18 protein-coding genes are annotated in these 21778 nt (G+C 59.4%); 11 read left to right on the top strand and 7 right to left on the bottom strand.

From position 1 onward, the window contains the following. The first annotated feature begins 140 nt into the window (after positions 1-140). Positions 141-4214: a phosphoribosylformylglycinamidine synthase gene (gene purL / locus ACYVI2_RS06140; RefSeq protein ID WP_415820364.1), complete on the top strand. Its 4074-nt coding sequence runs from the start codon at positions 141-143 to the stop codon at positions 4212-4214. A gap of 459 nt (positions 4215-4673) precedes the next feature. On the opposite strand, the gene ACYVI2_RS06135 is transcribed toward purL, so the two are convergent. Then, complete coding sequence (locus ACYVI2_RS06135) at positions 4674-5870, bottom strand: ABC transporter substrate-binding protein (protein ID WP_415820365.1); 1197 nt, start codon at positions 5868-5870, stop codon at positions 4674-4676. Between the two features lie 257 nt (positions 5871-6127). Between ACYVI2_RS06135 and ACYVI2_RS06130 the strand changes: the two genes are divergently transcribed. From ACYVI2_RS06130 to ACYVI2_RS06100, 7 genes are all read left to right on the top strand, one after another. After that, the gene (locus tag ACYVI2_RS06130; RefSeq protein WP_415820366.1) at positions 6128-7468 is read left to right on the top strand and encodes an aromatic ring-hydroxylating dioxygenase subunit alpha; all 1341 of its coding nucleotides are present in this window, start codon (positions 6128-6130) and stop codon (positions 7466-7468) included. Next, positions 7455-7991: an aromatic-ring-hydroxylating dioxygenase subunit beta gene (locus ACYVI2_RS06125; RefSeq protein ID WP_415820367.1), complete on the top strand. Its 537-nt coding sequence runs from the start codon at positions 7455-7457 to the stop codon at positions 7989-7991. The genes ACYVI2_RS06130 and ACYVI2_RS06125 overlap by 14 nt, the downstream gene beginning before the upstream one ends. Next, a complete protein-coding gene (locus tag ACYVI2_RS06120) occupies positions 7988-8590 on the top strand; it encodes a cysteine hydrolase family protein (protein ID WP_415820368.1) in 603 nt (200 codons plus the stop codon). The genes ACYVI2_RS06125 and ACYVI2_RS06120 overlap by 4 nt, the downstream gene beginning before the upstream one ends. Before the next feature lie 2 nt (positions 8591-8592). Beyond that, the gene (locus ACYVI2_RS06115; protein ID WP_415820369.1) at positions 8593-9456 is read left to right on the top strand and encodes an SDR family oxidoreductase; all 864 of its coding nucleotides are present in this window, start codon (positions 8593-8595) and stop codon (positions 9454-9456) included. Between the two features lie 84 nt (positions 9457-9540). Further along, entirely contained in the window at positions 9541-10719 is a 1179-nt protein-coding gene (locus ACYVI2_RS06110) for an AraC family transcriptional regulator (protein WP_415820370.1), read from the top strand. Positions 10720-10866: 147 nt separating this feature from the next. Then, the gene (locus ACYVI2_RS06105; RefSeq protein WP_415820371.1) at positions 10867-12462 is read left to right on the top strand and encodes a phytoene desaturase family protein; all 1596 of its coding nucleotides are present in this window, start codon (positions 10867-10869) and stop codon (positions 12460-12462) included. A gap of 84 nt (positions 12463-12546) precedes the next feature. Continuing rightward, positions 12547-13329 (top strand): cyclase family protein, encoded by a 783-nt coding sequence (locus tag ACYVI2_RS06100; protein WP_415820372.1) that lies wholly within the window; start codon positions 12547-12549, stop codon positions 13327-13329. A 69-nt stretch (positions 13330-13398) separates the two neighbouring features. Here the strand turns inward: ACYVI2_RS06100 and ACYVI2_RS06095 are convergent, their stop codons facing one another. Beyond that, the gene (locus ACYVI2_RS06095; protein ID WP_415820373.1) at positions 13399-14331 is read right to left on the bottom strand and encodes a LysR family transcriptional regulator; all 933 of its coding nucleotides are present in this window, start codon (positions 14329-14331) and stop codon (positions 13399-13401) included. A gap of 114 nt (positions 14332-14445) precedes the next feature. Here ACYVI2_RS06095 and ACYVI2_RS06090 point away from each other — a divergent pair, with 114 nt between their 5' ends. From ACYVI2_RS06090 to ACYVI2_RS06080, 3 genes are all read left to right on the top strand, one after another. Beyond that, the gene (locus tag ACYVI2_RS06090; protein ID WP_415820374.1) at positions 14446-15474 is read left to right on the top strand and encodes a hydroxymethylglutaryl-CoA lyase; all 1029 of its coding nucleotides are present in this window, start codon (positions 14446-14448) and stop codon (positions 15472-15474) included. Between the two features lie 46 nt (positions 15475-15520). After that, positions 15521-16831, top strand: a complete 1311-nt coding sequence (locus ACYVI2_RS06085) for a CaiB/BaiF CoA transferase family protein (RefSeq protein WP_415820376.1) — start codon at positions 15521-15523, stop codon at positions 16829-16831. Between the two features lie 105 nt (positions 16832-16936). Continuing rightward, entirely contained in the window at positions 16937-17995 is a 1059-nt protein-coding gene (locus tag ACYVI2_RS06080; protein ID WP_415820378.1) for a Bug family tripartite tricarboxylate transporter substrate binding protein, read from the top strand. A gap of 54 nt (positions 17996-18049) precedes the next feature. On the opposite strand, the gene ACYVI2_RS06075 is transcribed toward ACYVI2_RS06080, so the two are convergent. From ACYVI2_RS06075 to ACYVI2_RS06055, 5 genes are all read right to left on the bottom strand, one after another. After that, a complete protein-coding gene (locus ACYVI2_RS06075) occupies positions 18050-18901 on the bottom strand; it encodes an alpha/beta fold hydrolase (RefSeq protein ID WP_415820379.1) in 852 nt (283 codons plus the stop codon). Next, entirely contained in the window at positions 18898-19284 is a 387-nt protein-coding gene (locus ACYVI2_RS06070) for a hypothetical protein (RefSeq protein ID WP_415820380.1), read from the bottom strand. Before ACYVI2_RS06070 ends, ACYVI2_RS06075 begins: the two co-directional genes overlap by 4 nt. A 44-nt stretch (positions 19285-19328) precedes the next feature. Continuing rightward, positions 19329-19499: a hypothetical protein gene (locus ACYVI2_RS06065; RefSeq protein WP_415820381.1), complete on the bottom strand. Its 171-nt coding sequence runs from the start codon at positions 19497-19499 to the stop codon at positions 19329-19331. Between the two features lie 13 nt (positions 19500-19512). Then, on the bottom strand, positions 19513-20727 hold the full coding sequence (locus tag ACYVI2_RS06060) for an ABC transporter substrate-binding protein (RefSeq protein WP_415820393.1): 1215 nt from the start codon (positions 20725-20727) through the stop codon (positions 19513-19515). Positions 20728-20814: 87 nt separating this feature from the next. Continuing rightward, the gene (locus ACYVI2_RS06055) at positions 20815-21708 is read right to left on the bottom strand and encodes an NAD(P)-dependent oxidoreductase (protein WP_415820382.1); all 894 of its coding nucleotides are present in this window, start codon (positions 21706-21708) and stop codon (positions 20815-20817) included. Positions 21709-21778: the final 70 nt, after the last annotated feature.

Genomic DNA, 21778 nt, shown 5'->3' with positions numbered 1-21778 from the left:
CGGCAGCGTGATTTTGAATTATTTTGTAACTCCACCCGGGGAGGGTTTCTGCCCGACTTTAGGGGGATTCGCTCGGGAAATCCCTGAAAAGGTAAAATGCTCGTTTTGCTTCTTTCCACTTTCCAAACGGCGCCCGCATCGTGTCTCTCGTCCAGCATTTGCCCGGTTCTTCTGTCCTTTCCGCCTTTCGCCGCGAGCGTCTCCTGGCACAGCTGCAAGAGGCGGGCCTGCCTGTCGCAGACGTTTCCGCCCGCTACGAACATTTCATCAATACGGATACGGCCCTGGATGACGCTCAACAGCTGCAATTGACGCAGTTGCTGGACTACGGCACGCCCGTGGCGGGCGAGGCGCCGGCCAAGAGCCTGACACTGCTGGTGATCCCCCGCCTGGGTACGATTTCCCCGTGGGCCAGCAAGGCCACCGACATCGCTCACAACTGTGGCCTGGCTGCAGTGCGGCGTATCGAGCGCGGCGTGCGTTATTTCCTGGTGCCCGAGCGCGGTTTGCTGGGCGCGAAAACGCTGGATGATGCGATGTTGGCCCGTGCGGCTGATTGCCTGCATGACCGCATGACGGAAACGGTGGTGGGCGCGGATTTCGACGGACAGGCGCTGTTTCAGGCCCTGGCGGGCAAACCCATGCGTACGGTCGCCGTACAGGCGCAGGGGCGTGATGCATTGGTTGAGGCCAATACGACACTGGGCTTGGCGCTATCCGAGGACGAGATCGATTACCTGGCACAGTCGTTCACCAGCCTGGGGCGGGATCCCACGGATGTCGAGCTGATGATGTTCGCCCAGGCCAACAGCGAACACTGCCGCCACAAGATTTTCAACGCCCAGTGGGTGATTGACGGCCAGCCGCAATCGGAAACGCTGTTCGGCATGATTCGTGCCACCCACAAGGCCCAGCCCCAGGGCACGGTCATTGCGTATTCGGATAACGCGGCCGTCATGGAAGGCGGTGCTGCGCAACGTTTCCAAGCCGGTGTGCCGTCGTCTGACGGGCAGGGCGGCGAGGCTGCCCGCTATGTGCGGCGCGATGCCACCGTGCACACCCTGATGAAGGTCGAGACGCACAATCACCCCACGGCGATTGCGCCGTTCCCAGGGGCGGCGACGGGTGCGGGTGGCGAGATCCGCGACGAGGGCGCGACTGGCCGTGGATCCAAGCCCAAAGCAGGCCTGACAGGCTTTACCGTGTCGCATTTGCGTTTTCCGGATGCCATGCAGCCGTGGGAAGCCGACCATCATGGCTTGCCCGACCGTATCGCATCGCCGCTGTCCATCATGATTGATGGCCCCATCGGCGGCGCTGCGTTCAACAACGAATTCGGCCGGCCGAACCTGCTGGGCTATTTCCGCACGTACGAGCAAACCGCAGGCGATACGCGCTGGGGCTATCACAAGCCCATCATGATCGCGGGCGGGCTGGGCAGTATCGATGCCGAGCTGACCAAGAAAGAAATCATTCCTCCTGGCGCTTTGCTGATCCAGTTGGGCGGCCCGGGCTTCCGCATCGGGATGGGCGGTGGTGCGGCCTCCAGTATCAGCATGGGCAGCAACTCCGCCGAGCTGGACTTTGATTCGGTGCAGCGTGGCAACCCGGAAATCGAGCGTCGCGCGCAAGAGGTCATCGATCGTTGCTGGCAGCAGGGTACGAATAATCCGATTCTGGCGATCCATGACGTGGGTGCGGGCGGTTTGTCGAACGCGTTCCCCGAGCTGGTCAATGATGCCGGCCGCGGTGCGGTGTTCGATTTGAAGCGTGTGCCACTGGAAGAGTCCGGTCTGTCGCCGGCGGAGATCTGGAGCAACGAGTCGCAAGAACGCTACGTGCTGTCGATCTTGCCGCAGGACCTGGAGCGTTTCGATGCGATTGCGCGTCGTGAGCGTTGCCCGTATGCGGTGGTGGGCGTGGCGACCGAAGAGCGTCAATTGCGCGTGGTCGATGGCGAAGGCCTGCCGGGTGTTGATACGGCTGCGGCCGGTGAGAGCGCGGTGGGTGTGGCCGCAGGCGATGCCAATGCGCGGCCAGTCGATGTGCCGATCGATGTGATTCTGGGCAAGCCTCCGCGCATGACGCGCGATGTGCAGCGCTTGCCTGGTGTGTCGGAGCCCCTGGACCTGGTGGGTATCGATTTGACCGAGGCCGCTTATCGCGTGCTGCGCCATCCGACGGTGGCCAACAAATCGTTCTTGATCACCATTGGCGACCGTACCGTGGGTGGGTTGTCCAGCCGTGACCAGATGGTGGGGCCGTGGCAGATCCCGGTGGCGGATTGCGCGGTTACGTTGGCGGATTACGAAGGCTTCCGTGGCGAGGCCATGGCGATGGGCGAACGCACGCCGCTGGCGGTGCTGAATGCGCCCGCATCGGGCCGTATGGCTGTTGCCGAGGCGCTGACCAACTTGGCCGCCGCCGATGTGGCGCGTCTGGAGGACATCAAGCTGTCGGCTAACTGGATGGCTGCCTGCGGTGTCGACGGTCAGGACGCTGCCTTGTACGACACGGTGTCTGCGGTCAGCGAGCTGTGCCAGGCAACAGGCCTGTCGATTCCGGTCGGCAAGGATTCCCTGTCCATGAAGACCTCATGGAATCAGGATGGTGAAAATCGCCAGGTCGTGGCGCCTGTGTCGCTGATCGTGACGGCGTTTGCGCCGGTGAGTGATGTGCGTGCCAGCCTGACGCCGCAGTTGCGTGCCGAGGTGGGCGACAGCGTGCTGATCGTGATTGATCTGGGTCGTGGCCGCCATCGCATGGGCGGCTCTATCCTGGCGCAGGCCTACAGCCAGGTTGGCGAAAGCGTGCCGGATATCGACGAGCCGCAGGATTTGCGCGCGTTCTTTGTGACGATTCGCACGTTGGCCGAGGCCGGGGTGTTGTTGGCGTATCACGACCGTTCCGACGGTGGCCTGTTTGCTACGCTGTGCGAAATGGCATTTGCCGGTCGCACCGGGATTTCGGTCAACCTGGATATGTTGACTTTTGATGCAAACTCGGCGGATTGGGGCGACTACAAGATCCGTCCCGAGCAGGTCGCGGTGCAACGTGATGAACTGACGCTCAAGGCGCTCTTTACCGAGGAAGCCGGCGCGGTGCTTCAAGTCCCCGCATCCGAGCGCGATGCGGTGATGCAGGTTCTGCGCGGCGCGGGTTTGTCGGCGCATTCGCATGTGATTGGCGGGCTGAACGATACCGATACGGTCGAGTTTTATCGTGACGGTAAAAAGATCTGGAGCGAGCCGCGTGCCGATCTGGGTCGTGCCTGGAGCGAGGTCAGCTACCAGATCATGTCGCGCCGGGATAATCCAGCTTGCGCACAGGCAGAGCTGGATACGTGGAACGATGTCAAGGATCCGGGTCTGTCGCCGCGCGTGGCATTCGACCCGCAAGAGGACGTCGCTGCGCCGTTCATCGCGACGGGCAAGCGTCCTCGTGTTGCGATTCTGCGTGAGCAGGGTTGCAATAGCCAGGTCGAAATGGCCTGGGCGTTTGATACGGCGGGCTTTGATGCGGTCGACGTGCACATGACCGATTTGCTATCGGGCCGTATTGATTTGAGCACGATGCAGGGTCTGGTGGCTGTTGGCGGTTTTAGCTATGGCGATGTGTTGGGCGCGGGTGAGGGTTGGGCGCGCACGATTCGCTTTAATAGCCGTTTGTCGGATCAGTTCGCGGCGTATTTCGGGCGTTCGGATACCTTTGGTCTGGGTGTGTGCAATGGTTGCCAGATGATGGCGGCATTGGCGCCGATGATTCCTGGTGCGGAGTTCTGGCCGCGATTCACGCGTAACCAATCGGAGAAGTACGAGGCGCGTTTGTCGCTGGTGGAGTTGGCTGCTTCGCCGTCGATTTTCTTCCAGGGAATGGAAGGAACGCGAGTGCCTGTGGCGGTGGCGCATGGCGAAGGCTATGCGGACTACAGTAAGCAAGGCGACGCGGGCAAGGTGCTGGTCGCTGCGCGGTTTATCGACAACCATGGCAAGGCGACGGAGGCTTATCCGTTTAACCCGAACGGCAGTCCAGATGGGCAGACGTCGGTGACGACGGCGGATGGGCGCTTTACTGTGATCATGCCGCACCCTGAGCGTGTGACGCGTAATGTGATGATGTCTTGGGCGCCTGAGCAATGGGGGGATGCGGATAGTGGTGGTGCTTATAGCCCTTGGATGCGGATGTTCCGTAATGCTCGGGTTTGGGTAGGATGAGCTTTACTGCTTGATGTGAAGGAAAGAGCCTGGCTTTTTAGCTGGGCTTTTTTTTGCCAGGATGACCTAAAACAGAAATGCCCTCTTTAGGGCCGCAATTCGACGGTGCAGAGTCGGTTGTTGGGCCGGTAAAGGCGGTCACGTTGGTGTTCTATTGGACGTCGAGGCTGGGCAGTGGCCGCGTGAGGGCTTCGTGGGATCGGTCGGACGCCTTCGCGTCCGACACCGCTTCGTCAACCTCGTCGCTGCGCTCCTTCGGTTTCCCTCGCTCGATCCCAAGGCGCCCTCACGCGGCCACTGCCCAGCCTCGACTCGCAGCGTCTCACAATGCACGGGTGTCCGAGTTTTGTGGACGGATTAGGCTCGATTTTCGCTTCTTGAGGTTGGTATTGATCAAGGGGGGCGAATGGTCTCGGCAATGTTCGTCCGGCTTTTGTATGTCTATATCCGAAGCGTGCTTCACGGCATCTTGCATTCGGCGGCGAAGGCGTCTGCGTGCTGGGTCAGCGTGGTGCCGACGAGTTTGTTTTGCAGTTTGCCATCCGCGGTGCGCTGGACTTGGCGCATGTAGATGTCCTGGATCGGATACTGGTTGGTGTTGAATTTGAAGCTGCCGCGGATGGATTGGAAGTCTGCGGCTTTGAGGGCTTGCCTGAAAGCGGCTTTGTCTTCCATTTTGCCGCCGACTTTGCGTACGGCGCTGTCGATGAGCATGGCGGTGTCGTAGGCTTGGGCGGCGTACATGGTGGGTGAGCGGCCATAGGATTTTTCAAAGTCGGCTACGAATTTTTTGTTGGCCGGATTATCCAGGTCGGCTGCCCATTGTGAGGCGTTGTACAGGCCTTCCATGGCGTCGCCGACGGCGCGGATGGTGTCGACGTCGGCGGAGAAACCCGGGGTGAGAATGGCCATTTGTTTGTCCATGCCGGCCGCGCCCATCTGTTTGATGAAGTTCACGCCCAGGCCGCCGGGCAAGAACAGGAATACGGCGTCGGGCTTGGTGGCGCGCAGTTGCGCCAGTTCGGCGGAAAAGTCGAGCTGACTGAGTTTGGTGTAGACCTCGTCGGCGATGGTGCCTTTGTACAGGCGTTTGAAGCCATCGAGTGATTCGCGTCCACCGGGGTAATTGGGGGCGATGAGGGCGACGCTTTTGTAGCCTTTTTCGGTGGCGAATTTGCCCATGGCGGCGGGGATGTCCTCGTTCTGCCAGGCGACGGCATAAAAGCGCGGATCGCATTTTGCGCCGGCGTAGTCTTTGGGGCCGGTGTTCACCGATAGATAGACCGTGTCGCTGCGCAGGATTTCGGGGAGTACGGGTAACAGGACGTTCGAGAATACGATGCCGGTCACCACATCGACTTTGTCGCGTTTGAGAAAGCGCTCGACCGCGCGGCGTGCGGTCTGTGGGTCTTGGTGATCGTCTTCGATTTCCAGTTCGACAGGCACGCCGCCGAGTTTGCCGCCTGCATGCTCTACGGCGAGGTTGAAGCCGTCGCGTATTTCATTGCCTAATGCGCTGCCGGGGCCGGACAACGTGGTCAGCAGGCCGATTTTGACGGCGTCTTCTGCTTGGGCGGGACAGAATGCCAGGCTGGCGATCAGGGCGGCAGCGGTCGCTGTGGCGCGCACGCGTGGAAAGGAGGCAGCTTTGCTCATGGTGTCGGGTCCAGGTTTGTGGCACTGCAATACGCTGGCGGAAGTCGCCAAGCCTCGTCCAGATTGTGCGCAAACCCGTGGCGGCGGACTATCCGATTTTGGCGGGTGTGAGCTCAGTCTTATCCGTATCGTGCAGCGAGGCGCATTTTTGCCAAACGTGGATACCGGATTGCGAACTCTGGCTATTTTGTCGATCGGGATGTCTCTAGATTGTCAGGTATCTGGTGTTAGGTCTCTGGACCTTTTGGGAGATTGCGATGACGCTTTCCAATGAAGCACTGGCCGAGTTGGTCCGGCCGGATAGCGTAAACAAGCGGGTATATACGGACCCGGACATCTTTAACCTGGAAATGAAGCGTATCTACGGCAAGGCCTGGATATATGTCGGGCACGAAAGCCAGGTGCCCAATACCGGTGACTATCACACGACGCGCATTGGCGATCAGGATGTCATCATGGTGCGCAGTACGGGCGGCGCCGTGCACGTGCTGTACAACCGATGTCCGCACAAGGGCGCAAAACTGCTGGCCGATGGGGATGGTAATACCGGCAAGTTCTTTCGTTGCCCGTACCACGCTTGGACGTACAAGCTGGATGGCAAGTCATTGGCGGTGCCGCTAAAGAATGCCATGGAGGGCACTTGCTACGATCCTGCGCATCCCGATTTTTCGATGAGAAAAGTCGCGCGGGTCGAGAGCTATCGTGGCTTTGTGTTTGCGAGTCAGTCGGCCGAGGGGCCGGATCTGCGCAGTTTTCTCGGGGGCGTGATCTCGTCGATCGACAATCTGTGCGACCGCTCGCCGGTGGGCGAGGTCGAGGTGGCAGGCGGCGTGTTCCGCGTACTGCAGCCCTCAAACTGGAAGGTGTTTTACGAGAATCTGCACGACACCATGCATGCGCGGGTGACGCACGAGTCCTCGTTTCAGGCGGCGCGCGACGAGGCTGCGGTGTTGGGCGAGATGCCGTTTGAGCTGTTGATCATGGACGGCAATGGCGAACCCTATGAGTTCTGGGAAAAGCTGGAGCTGCGTGCCTATGACAACGGTCATGGCTATATGGAGGGTATTTTCGATCCGGCCGCAGCGACGCGTGATCCTGTGTCGCGGGCGCATTTCGAATCATTGTCGTCGGTGCATGGCGAGACGCGTGCGCGTGAAATCCTGGGGATGAACCGACATAACACCATCATCTATGGCAGCGGCTCGCCGCATACCGTGTTTCAGCAGTTTCGGGTGATACGCCCGGTCGCGGTCAACCGTACGATGGTAGAAATCCAGACCTTTCGCTTGAAAGGTGCGCCGGATGGCGTGTTTGACCGAGCGCTGACCTATGCGAACGTGATCAATTCCCCCTCATCCAACGTCATGCCCGATGATGTCGAGGTCTACAAACGCTGCCAGGAGGGCAACCTGAACGACGGTGGCGATTGGGTCAGCCTGCATCGCTACATGGGTACCGACAAGGTGCTGCCGGATGGCATGGTGTCTACCAATGGCACCAGCGAGTTGCCCATGCGCAATCAGTTCAAGGCATGGCGCCAGTACATGCTGGAGACGGGATCGGAACATATCCAAGGAGCGGGCCGTGCTGTTGCTTGATCGTAATTTTGATGTGTCGGTAACGCCCGTGTCGTCCGCCGCGTTGAGCGCCGACGAAATACGCGGTGTGGAGCAGTTCTTGTTTCAGGAAGTCCAGTATCTGGATGACCGTGATTTTGAGGCGTGGCTTGCGTTGTGGGATGAGGATGGCCGGTACTGGGTTCCCCGGTTTGAACACCAGGCGAATCCCTTTGAACAGGTGTCGCTGTTCTGGGAAGACAAAATGCTGCGCGAGGTGCGGGTCAAGCGCTTGAGCAACGCCCGAAACTGGTCGCAGCAGCCGCCTACGCGATGTTCGCATCTGGTGGGCAACGTGGCGGTCAAGGGCTGGGACTCGGCAGGGCATTTGATTGTGCGTTCCAGCGTGCACCATACCGAGTGGCGCGGTGAGCAGCGGCACCTGGCAGGGGCCGTGCATCACAAGTTGGCGCGCGATGGAGAGGGAGGATGGCGCATCCGTCTCAAACGTGTCGATCTGGTGAATTGCGATAGCGTGTTCGCGAACCTCGAGGTCTTTATATGAGCCGAGTCCCGACGGCGTTGCTGGCTCTGCACTATCAGAACGAGGTATTGCATCCCGACGGGCTGATTCGTGTGGGGATTGCTGATGACGAGGTGCGCACGGCGTTGATCGAACGGGCGTCGGCGTTGTTGGCTGAGGCGCGGCGCCGCGATTGGTTGATAGTGCATGTGCGTATCGCCTTTCGGCCTGACTATGCAGATATGCCGCGCAATATGCCCATTTTTTTGCGCACCGAAGCTCTCGGCGCGGTAAAGGACGGGGAGTGGGGCGCCGAGTTTTATCCGTCACTGGTGCCGCTCAACAGCCTGCGTGAGTTTGCCTTGAGGCACACTAGCATCAGTGCGTTTCGTGGCACGGCGTTGGATCAACTGCTGAGGTCGCATGGCATTGTGCGTGTGATGGCGGCGGGAGTGGCCACGCATTCAGTGGTCGAGGGCACCGTACGCGAGGCGGCGGAGTCGGGCTACGAGGTCACCGTTGTCGCCGATGCCTGTGCCGCAGCACAGCGTGCGACGCACGAGGCTGCATTGGCGTCGATGGCGCTGATGGCGCAGGTGATTACGGTTCAAGAGCTGATCGCGTCAGCGGAAAAGGAGTGATCATGGAGCAGCAGCACATCGCGTCTGCACAAACACCTGGCAACATCCCCGCCCGCTTGGCTGGAAAAGTGGCACTGGTGACCGGCGGTACGCAAGGACTCGGGGCCGACGTGGCCCGCGAACTCGCCGCTGCGGGCGCAGAGAGAGTCTTTGTCGTGGGACGTGGCAAACAGGCAGGAGAAGAGGTGGCTGCCTCGCTGGGCGGGGCTGGCGTGGCGATAGAGGCCGATATCACGGACGACACGGCATTGGCGCGATGCGTGCGGATTGCAACCGACTATGCCGGCCGCATCGATATCCTGGTCAACTGCGCTGCCGCGTATGACGATGCGGGACTGGCGTCGACGCGTGACCAGTGGCTCAGTACCTTGAACGTGAACCTGATCTCGGCCGCCGTACTGACACAGATGGTCACACCACATATGCCGCGTGGTGGCGTCGTGATCAACATGGGCAGCATCGGCGGGAAATTCGGCGCGGCAGGGCGAGCCATATACCCCGCCTCGAAAGCTGCGCTGCTGCAGATTACCAAAAATTTCGCGGTTACCTTGGCGCCGGCGGGAATCCGGGTGTTGTCGGTCTCTCCCGCCTGGACCTGGTCGCCGATGTTGGCCCAGATGAGCCAGGGGTCTATTGAACGGGCTGATCAGGTCGGAGCAGCCCTGCATCCCTTGGGCCGTGTTGGCCGAGGCGAGGAAATCGGCAAAGCGGTGGTTTTCGCGGTCAGCGACGACGCCTCGTGGATGACGGGAACGGACCTGGCCGTCGATGGGGGATTCAGTTGCCTGGGGCCCGATCAGGGGATGTCCGCCAGACGTTGGTTCGAGACGGCGCCGCAAACAGGGACTAGGGATTTGCACGAATAGTTTAGGGCTAAACGAAGCGTTATCGTCGGATGTTTGATGGCACGTACCACGTGACTCATGACTTTATGCATCCGGGGGGAACGCATGATGGACGTCAGATGGAATCTGGATTTATCTAAGATTTATCGTGCCCCGATATTCCAGACGCGTTCGGCCCGAGATGCGCAGTACCAGCTCAGCCGGCAATTGGTCGATCATGGTTTGCGGTGGTTTCCGGGCGAGGTATCGGCCTCGTTGTATCGCCGTGAACTCAATCGCATCAGCCTGATGATTCTGCAGTATGGCACTGAGGTCGAGGTCTCGCCCTTGGCGTTCGAGGACTTTACGCTGGTGCAAATGCCGCTCAAGGGCGCGGTGCAGATCGAGTCCGCGGGTACCTGTATCCGGGTCGTTCCTGGCGAGGTCGCGGTGGTCCCGCGTGGATGCCCGGTGCGTTTGCTATGGGAGCCCGGATGTGAGCAGCTCATTCTGCGTTTGCCGGATAGCCTTTTAGCCGATGGTGGTGAAACCCCTGACGGTGCGGCGTCATTGCCGAGCACCTGTACGCCCTCCGATTATTGGCCTCGAGGGCTGGTGAGAGAGGCCCTCAGCTCGCGCAGCGGTATGGCAACTCCTCGCACGGGCGGCTCAAAGCTGAACTGGACTGACCCCGTCTACAAGATCCGAGCGGATCTGATTGATCCCTGGATCGGGATGTTGCAGCAGGCGGTGGCGTTGTTGCCGGCGGGGAATACGCACGTGCTGCATCCTGCATGGCTGAACCAGTTCGAGCAAACGCTGGCAGGGTTTGTCTACGCCCATCAGCCGACAGTGTTGAACGCTGCCGAGCGGTTCAATGATGGTGGGCCAGACGAGATGGTATCGGGATATCGCGCTGGACAATGTCCGCAACTGGATCGGCTGGAGGACTACATTCGCAGCCGGCTGTTTGCGCCGCTTTCTCTGGCAGATCTGGCGCGCGCTGCGGGCGTCACCACGCGGACGCTGAACGTAGTGTGTCATCGGCATCGTGGTGTCGCGCCGATGACGCTGGTGCGCAATCTGCGGCTGGATGCGGCCCGCCAGCGTCTGCTATCAGGCCTGCCAGTCAGCATCACCGAGGTGGCCATGGAGTATGGATTTGGGCATCTGGGCCGATTCTCTGCCTATTACCGTGAACGTTTTGGAGAACTGCCCAAGCAAACGGGGCGTGCGCTGAAAGAAGCACAATGTGCCCAGGCCCCACGCCTGGGCACACAGCGCCATGCTGCCATGCCTTCGTGAGGGCAAAACTGGATAACTCATTGCGTTTTGCGGATAGTTTGTGTGGATTGAGGACGCCATGATTGAGGGCATCAGGCCTGCCGTCATCGCCGACGGTAATGCCTCTTTCAGCCTTGGCACACAGGCCGGGTATTTTCGGAATCTCTGATGGCGCAATCCTCTGATCCCGTATTCGACGTCATCGTCGTAGGCAGCGGCATGAATTCCCTGGTGTGCACGGCGCTGCTCGCGCGCCGCGGCCGCAAAGTACTGATGCTGGAGCGCGAGGCGCAATTAGGCGGTTGCATCCGGACCGATGAGTTGACCTTGCCAGGCTTTCACCATGACACGCTGTCGACCGCCCAGCCTCTGTTCATGGTGGGGCCGGCGTACGCTGCGCTGGGAAAGGCACTGCACGAGGCCGGCCTGGAATACTGCAACACATCGCAGCCGACGGCGGTATTGTTGCCGGATGGCCGGCATCTGACGTTGTCGACATCGCACGAGCAAAATCGGGCGGCATTCGAGCAAGCGCATGCCGGTGACGGGCAGGCATATGCAGCGGCGCTGGCCAATGTGCAAGCAAACGCACCGCTGGTCTTTGGCTTGCTCGGCAATGAATTGTGGCGCTGGCAGACGCTGCGCACCGTGGCGGGGACAGCGTGGAAGCAGGGGCCACGTCATCTGGTCGGATTTATGGGCAGATCCCTGACCCCAGCGTCGTCATGGCTGCGCCAGGACTTCAAATCTGATTTGACGGCGGCATTGTTGGCGCCATGGGTGCTGCATTGCGGCCTGAGCCCGGATGCACCTTTGTCCTCATTGATGGCGCAGGTCGTGGCGATGACACTGGAGGGAGTCGGTTTGCCTATCGTAAAAGGCGGCAATGCCAATACGGTGCGTGCGTTCGAACGGCTGATCCGTGACGCGGGTGGCGCGATTGAAACACAGGCCGATGTCGTCAAGGTGCGTGTGGAACAGGGCAGAGCCGCCGGGGTGGTGCTGGCCGATGGCCGCGTTTACCGTGCTGCAAACGTGGTGTGCAACGTGACACCGACCCAGTTGTATGGTCGCCTGTTGGATGAGTCCGAGGTGCCCGACGCGGTGCGGGCCGAGGCACAGGCCTGGCGTTATGGCAAAGGCAATATGCAGATTCATCTGGCGTTGGACGAGGCGCCACAGTGGAACGTCGAGGCTTTACGAGACGTCGGCTATGTCCACATCACCAGCGGCGTCGATGCGGTGTCCAGGGCGGTGAACGAGGCCGAACGAGGTCTGCTGCCCGCTGCGCCGACCATCTGTGTGGCACAGCCAACCGTGCTGGACCCCACGCGGGCACCACCCGGCAAACATATTTTGTGGGTTCAGCTGCCGGAATGTCCTCGTCACCCCGTGGGCGATGCATTGGGCGCATTGCCGATTCCCGAGCCGGGGAACTGGAGCGTTGCATTGCGCGAGGCTTATGCCGATCGCATCATCGACACGTTGGCGCAGCATATTCCGAATCTGCGCCGCAGTCTGTTGGGGCGTGCCGTGCTGTCGCCGGCAGACTTGGCGGCGATGAATATCAACCTGGTTGGCGGCGATCCCTATGGCGGGGATTGTGGCCTGGATCAATCCTTCTTTTGGCGTCCCTCTCGCGTGAATCGCAATCACTCGACATCAGTCCGGGGGCTATGGCACATTGGTGCGTCGACGCATCCGGGGCCAGGACTGGGAGGCACATCCGGTTTTCACGTGGCGAGCGCGCTGGGGGCAACGTGACGCCGGTTTCCAACCGCTCGTGCGTGCGCTGATGATGTGGGCCCACGAGCAGACGAATCGCAGATATTTGGATAGGAGTTCAACATGACCGTTTCAATGACGCAGTTCGCCCAAGAGGTCGCGAGTGGGGCGTTGCGTATCGTCGATCTGACGCACACGCTGTCGCCCGAGTTTCCTGCCCTGCAACTGCCTGCGCAGTTTGCCCAGGTCAGCGCCTTCAAGATCGAACGCATCTCTCAGTATGACGAGGCTGGCCCGGGTTGGTATTGGAATAACTTCACCTGTGGCGAACATACGGGTACCCATCTGGATGCGCCGGTGCATTGGGTCACGGGAAAAGACTATCCCTCGAATACGGTCGAGACGATGGATCCCCAGCGCTTTGTCGGGCAGGCCTGCGTGATCGACGCCAGTGCCCAGGCCGGGCAGAACGAAGACTTTGTGTTGACGGTCGAGTTTCTGCAGCAGTGGGAAAGTCAGCACGGTCGGATAGGCGAAGACGAATGGGTGTTACTGCGTACGGATTGGCACAAACGCATGCCTGATGCTGCGGCCTTTTTGAACGTGCGCGAAGACGGCGCCCACACGCCCGGCCCGTCACAGGAAGCCGTCCAATGGCTGATCGAGGCGCGCAATGTGCGAGGATTCGGCGTAGAGACCATCAATACCGATGCCGGCCAATCCTATGCCTGGCCGGTACCGTTTCCGTGCCATACATTGATGCATGGCGCGAACAAATTAGGCTTGCAGTGTTTGACCAACCTGAATCAACTGCCCGTGCGGGGAGCGTTGATCGTGGCTGCGCCGTTGAAAATCCAGAACGGGTCTGGATCGCCGTTGCGGGTGTTTGCGGTAATACCGGCTTGATGATCGGAACAGGTGCCGCCGAGTCGGCCCTGATCATTCAATAGCGTCCATATTGCCCATCGTTCTGGTCTAGCGACGTGATGGAGCCGGCTTATTCAATGGCGTTTTGGCGGCTTGCTCCAGATGCGTCAACAACAAGCGGGCCGCGCCAGATAGCGAGGCTTCGTCGCGTGTGACCAATGCAAAGCGCCGATAGGCCCAATCATCCGTCAGATCGATGATGCGCAATCCGTTCGTTTTGGCATAAGGCTCGGCAATCTCCCGTGGGGATACGCTGATAGCGAGGTTGGCGCGCACCACCCGAAAGGCCGAGTCCAGATTCGAGACGGTGACACGGTGCCGCATGACTTTTCCTGCGCGGGAGGCCGCCTGTTGCAGCATGAGCAGGACAGCACTGGCCGGCGGCATGTTGACGTGTTCGTAGTCGAGCGTCTCGGCAAAACTGATGGTGTGATGCGCCGCGATCGGATGGGACGGATGGGCGACGATGGCCAGACGGTCGCTGCGATAAGGGCGGGTCTGCAGTTCATCAAATTCCGCGGCGTCCCAACAGATACCCAGCGAGGCTACGCCATCGCGTATCCCGCGTATCAAATCTCGGGTCACGCGTTCTTCGAGCTCGATTTTGATGTCGCGGTGTTGCGGGTCCTGCAGAAACACGGCGATGTCTTCGGCGAGCGACTCCGCCAACGCCGAGGCCGACGCCAAAATGCGGACATTGCCGCGTATACCGGACGCATACGCCGACATATCCCGATCGATCCGTTCCGCACTGGCCAACATATCACGGGCGTGTTCGAGCAAGGTCTGGCCGGCCACGGTCGGTTCGACGCCATGGCGCCGCCGTGTCAGGAGCCGTACTCCCACTGTTTCTTCGAGTTGGGCCAGCCGTTTACTGATGGCCGAGCCGACAATGTTGGATTGCTCGCCCGCGCGGGCAATGTTGCGCGTTTCGCAGACGCGTACGAATAGGCGCAGGGTCGTGATGTCCAGGTCGCGCATGGTGGGGCCTTTTAAGATATTCTTATTTGGAATTTTTAGGGTTCCAAATTAACACTTTTTTAATTCTAAGGAATATCTAAACTGAAGGGCATTCCCTTACGGTGTTACGCCCTCATGACTAAACAGCAACTAGGCTCACAAGCAGGACCGCCGTCGCTTTCTCACGTCGGCTCCACGTCTGCATGGCCCACCCATGCGATCGTGCGGGAGGTCGGGTTACGAGACGGGCTCCAGAGCATTTCCCGAGTCCTGCCTACGGCGCGAAAACAGCAGTGGATACGCGCGGCGTATGAGGCGGGTCAACGGGAAATAGAGGTAGGTTCTTTTGTCCCAGCACGCCTGTTGCCGCAGTTGGCGGATACTGCCGAACTGGTGCAGTTTGCCAAGACCTTGCCGGGGTTGTTCGTATCAGTGCTGGTGCCGAATCTGATCGGCGCTCAGCGAGCGATGGACGAGCAGGCCGACATGATGTTGGTACCCTTGTCAGCCAGCCACGCACACAGCGTGGCAAACCTGCGCAAAACGCCGAAAGAGGCTATCGCCGAGGTTGCACGTATGCGTGCCGAGCGGGATGCCAGAGGATCCCGTACGCGTCTGGAGGTAGGCATAGGCACGGCATTCGGCTGTACCTTGCAGGGCAGGGTGGAGGCGGACGATGTGCTGGCGCTCCTGCGGGACGCATTGGATGCGGGAGCAGATCAGGTCAGTCTGGCCGATACGGTAGGCCATGCCGATCCTGCCTCAGTGCTGGCGTTGTTTAGCGCCGCTCGCAATGTGGCGGGAGACCGCCTGTGCTGCGGTCATTTTCACGATACGCGCGGGCTGGCTCTGGCGAATGTGATTGCCGCCTTGCAAACGGGCATTGAACGCTATGACGCCAGTCTGGCCGGTATTGGCGGTTGCCCGCATGCGCCGGGCGCCAGCGGCAACGCCGCGACCGAGGACCTCGTCTACATGTTGCAGGCCATGCACATCCAGACAGGCATAGATTTGCCGCGTTTGCTTGAATTGCGCGAGCAGGTGGCGGACTGGCTGGCCGGAGAATCGCTGCACGGCACATTGTGGCGGGCGGGGATTCCTGCGCATCAGGCGCCGGCGTTTCCTTCATCAATTCGGGCAGGAGCCTCGTCGGCGTTGATTTGATACGCCGTTGCGATCAGAACGAGCCAGCAATTTCTCGGAAATAGACATGCAGCAACCTAGCGGTACTTCATCTTTTGACACGACAGCGTCGTCTGGTACGACGGCACCACCTCATGCCGCATCTGGTGCCCACGCAGTGAGAGCGCCTTCGGATAGCCGCCAGGCTGCGGCGCGTGCATTGCCGCTGCAAGGGTTGCGGGTCGTCGAGTTTACTCACATGGTCATGGGGCCCACGTGCGGCATGGTGCTGGCCGACCTGGGTGCCGAGGTCATCAAAGTCGAGCCCGTGGGGGGCGATCGTACGCGTCATCTATTGGGTGCTGGCGCAGGGTTTTTCCCGCTATTCAATCGCAACAAGAAAAGCATCGAGCTCGATCTGCACGACCCCGAAGGCGCCGAGGCGGCGCGCCGTTTGGCAGCCAGCGCCGATGTCGTGGCCGAGAACTTCAAACCGGGCACGATGGCCAAGTATGGCCTGGACTACGCGTCCTTGAATCGTGTGAATCCCCGCATCATCTACGTGAGCCACAAGGGCTTTTTGCCGGGCCCGTACGAATTGCGCACTGCCTTGGACGAAGTAGTGCAGATGATGGGCGGGCTGGCCTATATGACCGGCCGGCCCGGCGATCCGTTGCGCGCAGGCACCAGTGTCAACGACATCATGGGCGGAATGTTCGGCGCGATCGGGGCGATGGCCGCACTGATCCAGCGCGGTATTACCGGGCGCGGCCAAGAGGTGCAATCGGCCCTGTTCGAAAATAATGTGTTCCTCGTAGGCCAGCACATGCTGCAGTATGCGATCACGGGCAAGGCGGCGTCACCCATGCCGGAGCGTATCTCCGCCTGGGCGCTCTATGACGTCTTTACTGTGAAAGACGATGAGCAGATCTTCCTGGCGGCAGTCAGTGACGCGCAATGGCGCACGTTTTGCGATGCGTTTGGTTTTGATGATTTGAAGTCTGCGTCGCATTTTGCGACCAATAATGATCGAGTCATCGCACGTCCCACCTTGTTGCCTGAACTGCGTGAGCGCTTGAAAAACTATAGTGCCAGCGAGCTGTCCGCAGTTTTTGAAGCACAGGGTCTACCGTATGCTCCCATCGTAAAACCCGAAGAACTCTACGATGATCCGCATTTGCGTGCGACCGGTGGGTTGGCGGAAATCCGCCTGCCGGACGGTGAACGGGCGGGCGAAATCACCCGTACGACACTGTTCCCGATGACACTGGATGGCCAGCGTCTGGGCGTGCGACTGGACCCACCCAGACAGGGAGAACACACGGCCGAGTTGTTGACAGATCTCGGTTACGACAAACAGAAAATCGCCGAGCTCAAAGCGCGAAAGGCAGTGGGATAAGCTTTTGCTCTGTGAATAGGCACATAGGACAGGGCCCTGCTAGCCATAGGGTGGCAAGATCCTTCGATAGAGAGGACTGCAGGGTTGAAAAACGACGGAGGTGACATGAAAAAATCAAAAGACATACTGAGTAGAATCGGCGATAACGGCATCAAACTCGCGAACAACATCTGTTCTACGCAGCAAACCGGGTGGTCACGCCGCCACGTATTGATGCATATGGGTGCGGGCTTGGCCGCCTTGGCGGCGCCCGGACTGCTGCGCGCCCAAGGCGATCGGCCAATCAAATTCATTTTGCCGGTGGGTGTCGGCTCGGGCGTCGATACGATCACGCGCAGTGCCTCCGAGGCGCTATCGCGCGCGTTCGGGCATACCGTGGTGGTGGAAAATCAACCTGGAGCCGGCGGTATCGTAGGCACCTCGGCGTTGGTGCGGTCCCCAGCAGACGGTTATACGCTCAGCGTGGTATCGAACAACCACGTGATTTTCCCCAGCGTATACAAGTCGCTGCCGTTCGATCCGCTGGCCGACATTACTCCGATCTCAGTGGTGGGCACATCACCCCTGGTGCTGGTCACGAATCCCGCTCGGATCAAGGCCCAGACCGCGCCGGAGTTGATTGCTCTGTTGAAAGCGCATCCGGATGATTACAACTATGCCTCGTCCGGTAATGGCACGATCCTGCAATTGGCTGTCGAAATGTTCCTGCTGCAAAGCGGGACTCGGGCCCGCCATATTCCGTACAAAGGGGTAGGCCCCATGGTGACTGACCTGTTGAGCGGCCAAGTGGATCTGGGTGTGCTGTCCGTGGCGTCGATTCGTTCGCACCTCGAGAGTGGCGCGCTACGGGCCATTGGATACTGTGGCACCGAGCGCAGCGCAGCACTGCCGAATATTCCCACCCTGCGCGAACAGGGAATGTCCAATTACAACGTCGAGGGCTGGATTGCCGTCGTCGGGCCGGCAAAGTTGTCCGCGGAAAATGTGCAACGCGTGTACAAGGCTTTTACTGAGGCGTTCAATACCCCAGAGGTCAAGGCCGCCATGGCCACTCAGGGCAACGTCATTACCCTGATGCCGCCCGATCGCACGAAAGCTTTCTTCAACAGTGAAATGCAGAAATATGCGGAGATCGTGACGAAGGCGGGAATTGAGAAGATGTAAGCATTCCGTGATGCGCAGCATCGCGCATCACGGCGTCCCGCCGCGCCAATCAGGTCAGGCTATTTCGTCGAGGACCGGCAACAGGTAGCTCAAGAATCGCTCTGGATCCTCGCTCATGGGGAAATGGCCCATGCCTTTCATGATTTGCCACTTTGAGCCTGGTATGGATTTTCCCAACAGGGCGGTATCCTCGGGTGTGCATGAGTAGTCGTACTCGCCCGTCAGCAGCCATAACGGGCACTCCTGCGTATTGATCCGAGTCAGATCCTTTCGAATGTCGCCATCGGCAGTGTAGAAATGCAGGTCGCCTTTGAAAACACCGGGCCCGCTTTGCATGTAGTGCCAAAGCGTTTCCCATCGATGTTCTTCGGGACTGGCGGGACCGACGAGGCCGGAAACGATGCCGGCACATACCTCACCGCCGTGGACATCGGGGCGATGCAGCCAGTCCAGATCGTAGTAGGGATCGACGTGAGCCCCGGATTGCAGGCCAATCAGGCCCCGGAAGTATTTCGCGTGGTGTAGCGCAAGGTGCAGGACAATCCTTCCGCCGATCGAGCACCCCATGACCACCGGCCGATCCAGCGACAGCGCGTTCGTGACGGCGAGAATAATGTCTGCATATTCCTTGGACCCGAGTTGGTAGCGTTCTTCGTGCCAGCCAGCGGGAGGCGAAGATTTCCCATGCCAGGGGAGATCGAAGCAGATCACTTTAAACCTCCGTGTGACCTGGGCCTCGTTCATGAGGGCACGATATTGGCGCGTGTCCGAGCCTGCCGTATGGAGGCAGAGCAGGGGGATGCCTTCTCCCGCCTCTTCAAAATAAATCCTATGCGGCTTGCCGTTGAGCGTGATTCGGAGATATCGGCCAACGATGGGTTCGATTTCAACGCCAGAGGTGCTCATTTTGTTGCTCCCGGGAGCCGGACGGTGGACAGCAGTTCCTTGAAATAAAGCAGATTCGACATAAACGGGTAGATGTTTCCCTGAATCGACATTCTGCGCGCTTTGGACAGCGCCATGACGTCGTGAAACCCGGGCGGGGGAGTGGGTGACCAGAATGTCTGCCACGTATCCTCATCTGCTCGAATGCAAAAGTCCCACTCTCCCATGATGAAAGGCCCCGCCTGGACCGCAGCTACCTCGCCTTCCACGATCTGAATGCGAAAACTGTCGTCGCCCGACATCAGCAAGAAACGGGTGTTCAGCCGTTTTGCATGCTGTACGAAATAGAGCTTCTTGTTAAATCGTTCTGGCAAATGAGCCAGTGAATCCTGGATATCGATCACCGTTGTTCTCCTCATGGATTCCGTTCGAGAATCTCTGTATTGCGCTACCTGTGGTGTACTAGAGCGGGATTCTGGTGCAGACAGTAAATCTCGCTGCCGTCGCCGCCCATGACCGGATATTGTTTGGCGACGAGCGGATCGTGGCCGGGAATGATGTGCGTATCCGCGGCTCGGCGCGAGACGGTGGCGTATCGGATTGCATAGACTTCGTACATGGGATGCCGGTTCTCAGTTTTTGAGTAAAGGGCATTTGCTTTCAGAGAGCGGCATAAAGGCCTGTTCGCCGCCCACCGTTTTTACGATGTTGTAGTAGTCCCAGGGCTCTTTAGAGTCGGCAGGGGATTTGACTGAAACCAGATATAGATCATGCAGCAGCTTGCCGTCTTTTCTGAGCCGGGCATTTCTGGCAAAGGCATCGTGGATCGGCATGTTCTGCAGGGTTTTCATGACGTCTGTCACGTTATCGCTGCCTGATTTTTCGACGGCCCTCAAATAGTTGAGAACGGCTGAGTACTGGCCTGCTTGTAGCGCCGTCGGCATTTTGCCGAATTCTTTATAGAATTTACGAGAAAATGTCCTGGATTCGTCGTCGAGATTCCAATAGAAGGTCTCGGCGAAGTTCATGTTCTTGGCGGCGTCGAGCCCCACACCGTGAACGTCGGTGATGCTCATCAGCATGGCGACGATTTTCTGCGATTCTGTCAGCCCGAATTCGTTGGCCTGTTTGATTTCGTTCTGCAGATCCGCGCCGGCGCTCGCCAGCGCGACGCCCTGGGCGCCGCTGGATTGGGCGGAAAGCAGGTAAGACGCAAAATCAGACCCTGGAAAAGGGTATCTGGACGAGCCTAGTACCTTGCCGCCGGCCTCTTTGATAAAGCGGGAACCATCATTTTCCAGCGAGTGGCCGAATGCATAATCGGCGGTAATGAAATACCAGCTCTTTGTTCCCGACTCGACCAGCGGCATCGTGCCTACCTTTGCCAGGGCATAGGTGTCGTATACCCACTGCACATTGGTGGGTTTGCATTCTTCGCTGGTTATCCGGGTTGCCCCGGCGCCGGTCACCATCGTCATGCGTTGTTTGTTTTCCGCGATATTCATCACAGCCAACGCCACGGCGCTGTTGCCGAGCTCGGTGATGACATCCACCTTGTCTTGATCCAGCCATTCCCGGGCCTTTGCCGAGCCGATATCGACCTTGTTCATGTGGTCGGCGACCACAAGTTCGATCGGTTTCCCGAGAACCTGTCCGCCGAATTCGGCGATAGCCAACTTGGTGGCGAGCATCGAGCCGGGGCCCACATTGCCCGAGTAGGCGCCCGAGAGATCCGTGAGGACGGCGATTTTCACGGTATCGTCCGAAATCGCCGCAGACGCCGCGGCGGACGTAGCCCCTAATACGACGAGCAGGCTGGCTAAAGGAAGTCGTTTGTTGGCAGGCATGTGTAGTCTCCTCCGTGTCGGCGCGAGGCCCGGGTTCGGCTCGCGCCACAAAAGTTTTGTGCTTATTGTTTTGGTGTTTGGTGGTGCTTAACTCAGTCGCGGTTTGGCGCAGTTGTTTACTTCGGCCCAGAAATCAGTGAGGCATGAAGTGTCTTGGCCCGCTTTTCCAGCGGCCAGCGCCATGCGGAAGATGTTCTTGGTGGTGTCGCATACCGGCAGGGCTATCTGGCTCGATGCTCCGGCGTTGGAGGCCAAGGAAATGTCTTTGTAGCCTAGCGCGAGATCAAAGCCGGGCGAGAGGTCGCCTTTCAATACTTTCTCGGGCCATTTCTGTTTCAACTGGCCGTTGCTGGCCGTGGTGCTGGTCAGCACATTGAACGTATTGTTCAGATCCAGTCCCAACGATTGGGCCAGGACCAAGGCCTCGGAGTTGATCTGGCAATAGCACAAGACCATCATGTTATTGATCAGTTTGGTGCGGGTGCCCGTTCCCGCGCCGCCGCAGTGATAGACGGTGGTGCCCATCTTGTACAGCACGGGTTCGACCTGCGGGAGATGCTCACCGTCAATGCCAAGCATGAAGAGGGATTCTCCTGTGTCCGCATGCATGGCCAATCTGCCGACCGGCGCGTCGCCGAATGCGATTCCTTTTGCGGTGAACGCCTGCGAAAGCATGTCCACCGTATCCACGTCGACAGTGCTCATATCGATGTATATCGCGCCATGGGGGATGTTATTGATGATCCCTTCTGCGCCCAGCGCGACCTCTTTTACTTGCTTGGGGCCTGGCAGCATCGTAAACACGATGTCAGATTGTTTGCATAAGTCGGCCACATTGCGGGCACGCTGGGCGCCTTGCGCTTCCAGCTTTTTGGCGGCGTCTTCATTCAGGTCAAAGACACAGACTTTTTCGCCTTTGTTGACCAATGAACGCGCCAATGAAAATCCCATTCTGCCTAAGCCGACGAACCCTATATTCATGTTGCCTCCTGTTGAGGCGCAAAGTGTATCGACGTTCTACGGGGCCTTGAGGGGACATTTTTTCTCTTTG

The sequence above is a fragment of the Bordetella tumbae genome (assembly GCF_054780995.1).
This window is presented reverse-complemented; position numbering and strand designations above follow the sequence as displayed.

Bases quoted from the DNA above. Each gene is read 5' to 3' on its own strand.
- ACYVI2_RS06110 (WP_415820370.1), top strand. From the start codon at position 9,541: ATGATGGACGTCAGATGGAATCTGGATTTATCTAAGATTTATCGTGCC.
- ACYVI2_RS06100 (WP_415820372.1), top strand. From the start codon at position 12,547: ATGACCGTTTCAATGACGCAGTTCGCCCAAGAGGTCGCGAGTGGGGCG.
- ACYVI2_RS06120 (WP_415820368.1), top strand. From the start codon at position 7,988: ATGAGCCGAGTCCCGACGGCGTTGCTGGCTCTGCACTATCAGAACGAG.
- ACYVI2_RS06095 (WP_415820373.1), bottom strand. From the start codon at position 14,331: ATGCGCGACCTGGACATCACGACCCTGCGCCTATTCGTACGCGTCTGC.
- ACYVI2_RS06085 (WP_415820376.1), top strand. From the start codon at position 15,521: ATGCAGCAACCTAGCGGTACTTCATCTTTTGACACGACAGCGTCGTCT.
- ACYVI2_RS06060 (WP_415820393.1), bottom strand. From the start codon at position 20,727: ATGCCTGCCAACAAACGACTTCCTTTAGCCAGCCTGCTCGTCGTATTA.
- ACYVI2_RS06090 (WP_415820374.1), top strand. From the start codon at position 14,446: ATGACTAAACAGCAACTAGGCTCACAAGCAGGACCGCCGTCGCTTTCT.
- ACYVI2_RS06130 (WP_415820366.1), top strand. From the start codon at position 6,128: ATGACGCTTTCCAATGAAGCACTGGCCGAGTTGGTCCGGCCGGATAGC.
- ACYVI2_RS06135 (WP_415820365.1), bottom strand. From the start codon at position 5,870: ATGAGCAAAGCTGCCTCCTTTCCACGCGTGCGCGCCACAGCGACCGCT.
- ACYVI2_RS06080 (WP_415820378.1), top strand. From the start codon at position 16,937: ATGAAAAAATCAAAAGACATACTGAGTAGAATCGGCGATAACGGCATC.
- ACYVI2_RS06065 (WP_415820381.1), bottom strand. From the start codon at position 19,499: ATGTACGAAGTCTATGCAATCCGATACGCCACCGTCTCGCGCCGAGCC.
- ACYVI2_RS06075 (WP_415820379.1), bottom strand. From the start codon at position 18,901: ATGAGCACCTCTGGCGTTGAAATCGAACCCATCGTTGGCCGATATCTC.
- ACYVI2_RS06105 (WP_415820371.1), top strand. From the start codon at position 10,867: ATGGCGCAATCCTCTGATCCCGTATTCGACGTCATCGTCGTAGGCAGC.
- ACYVI2_RS06055 (WP_415820382.1), bottom strand. From the start codon at position 21,708: ATGAATATAGGGTTCGTCGGCTTAGGCAGAATGGGATTTTCATTGGCG.
- ACYVI2_RS06115 (WP_415820369.1), top strand. From the start codon at position 8,593: ATGGAGCAGCAGCACATCGCGTCTGCACAAACACCTGGCAACATCCCC.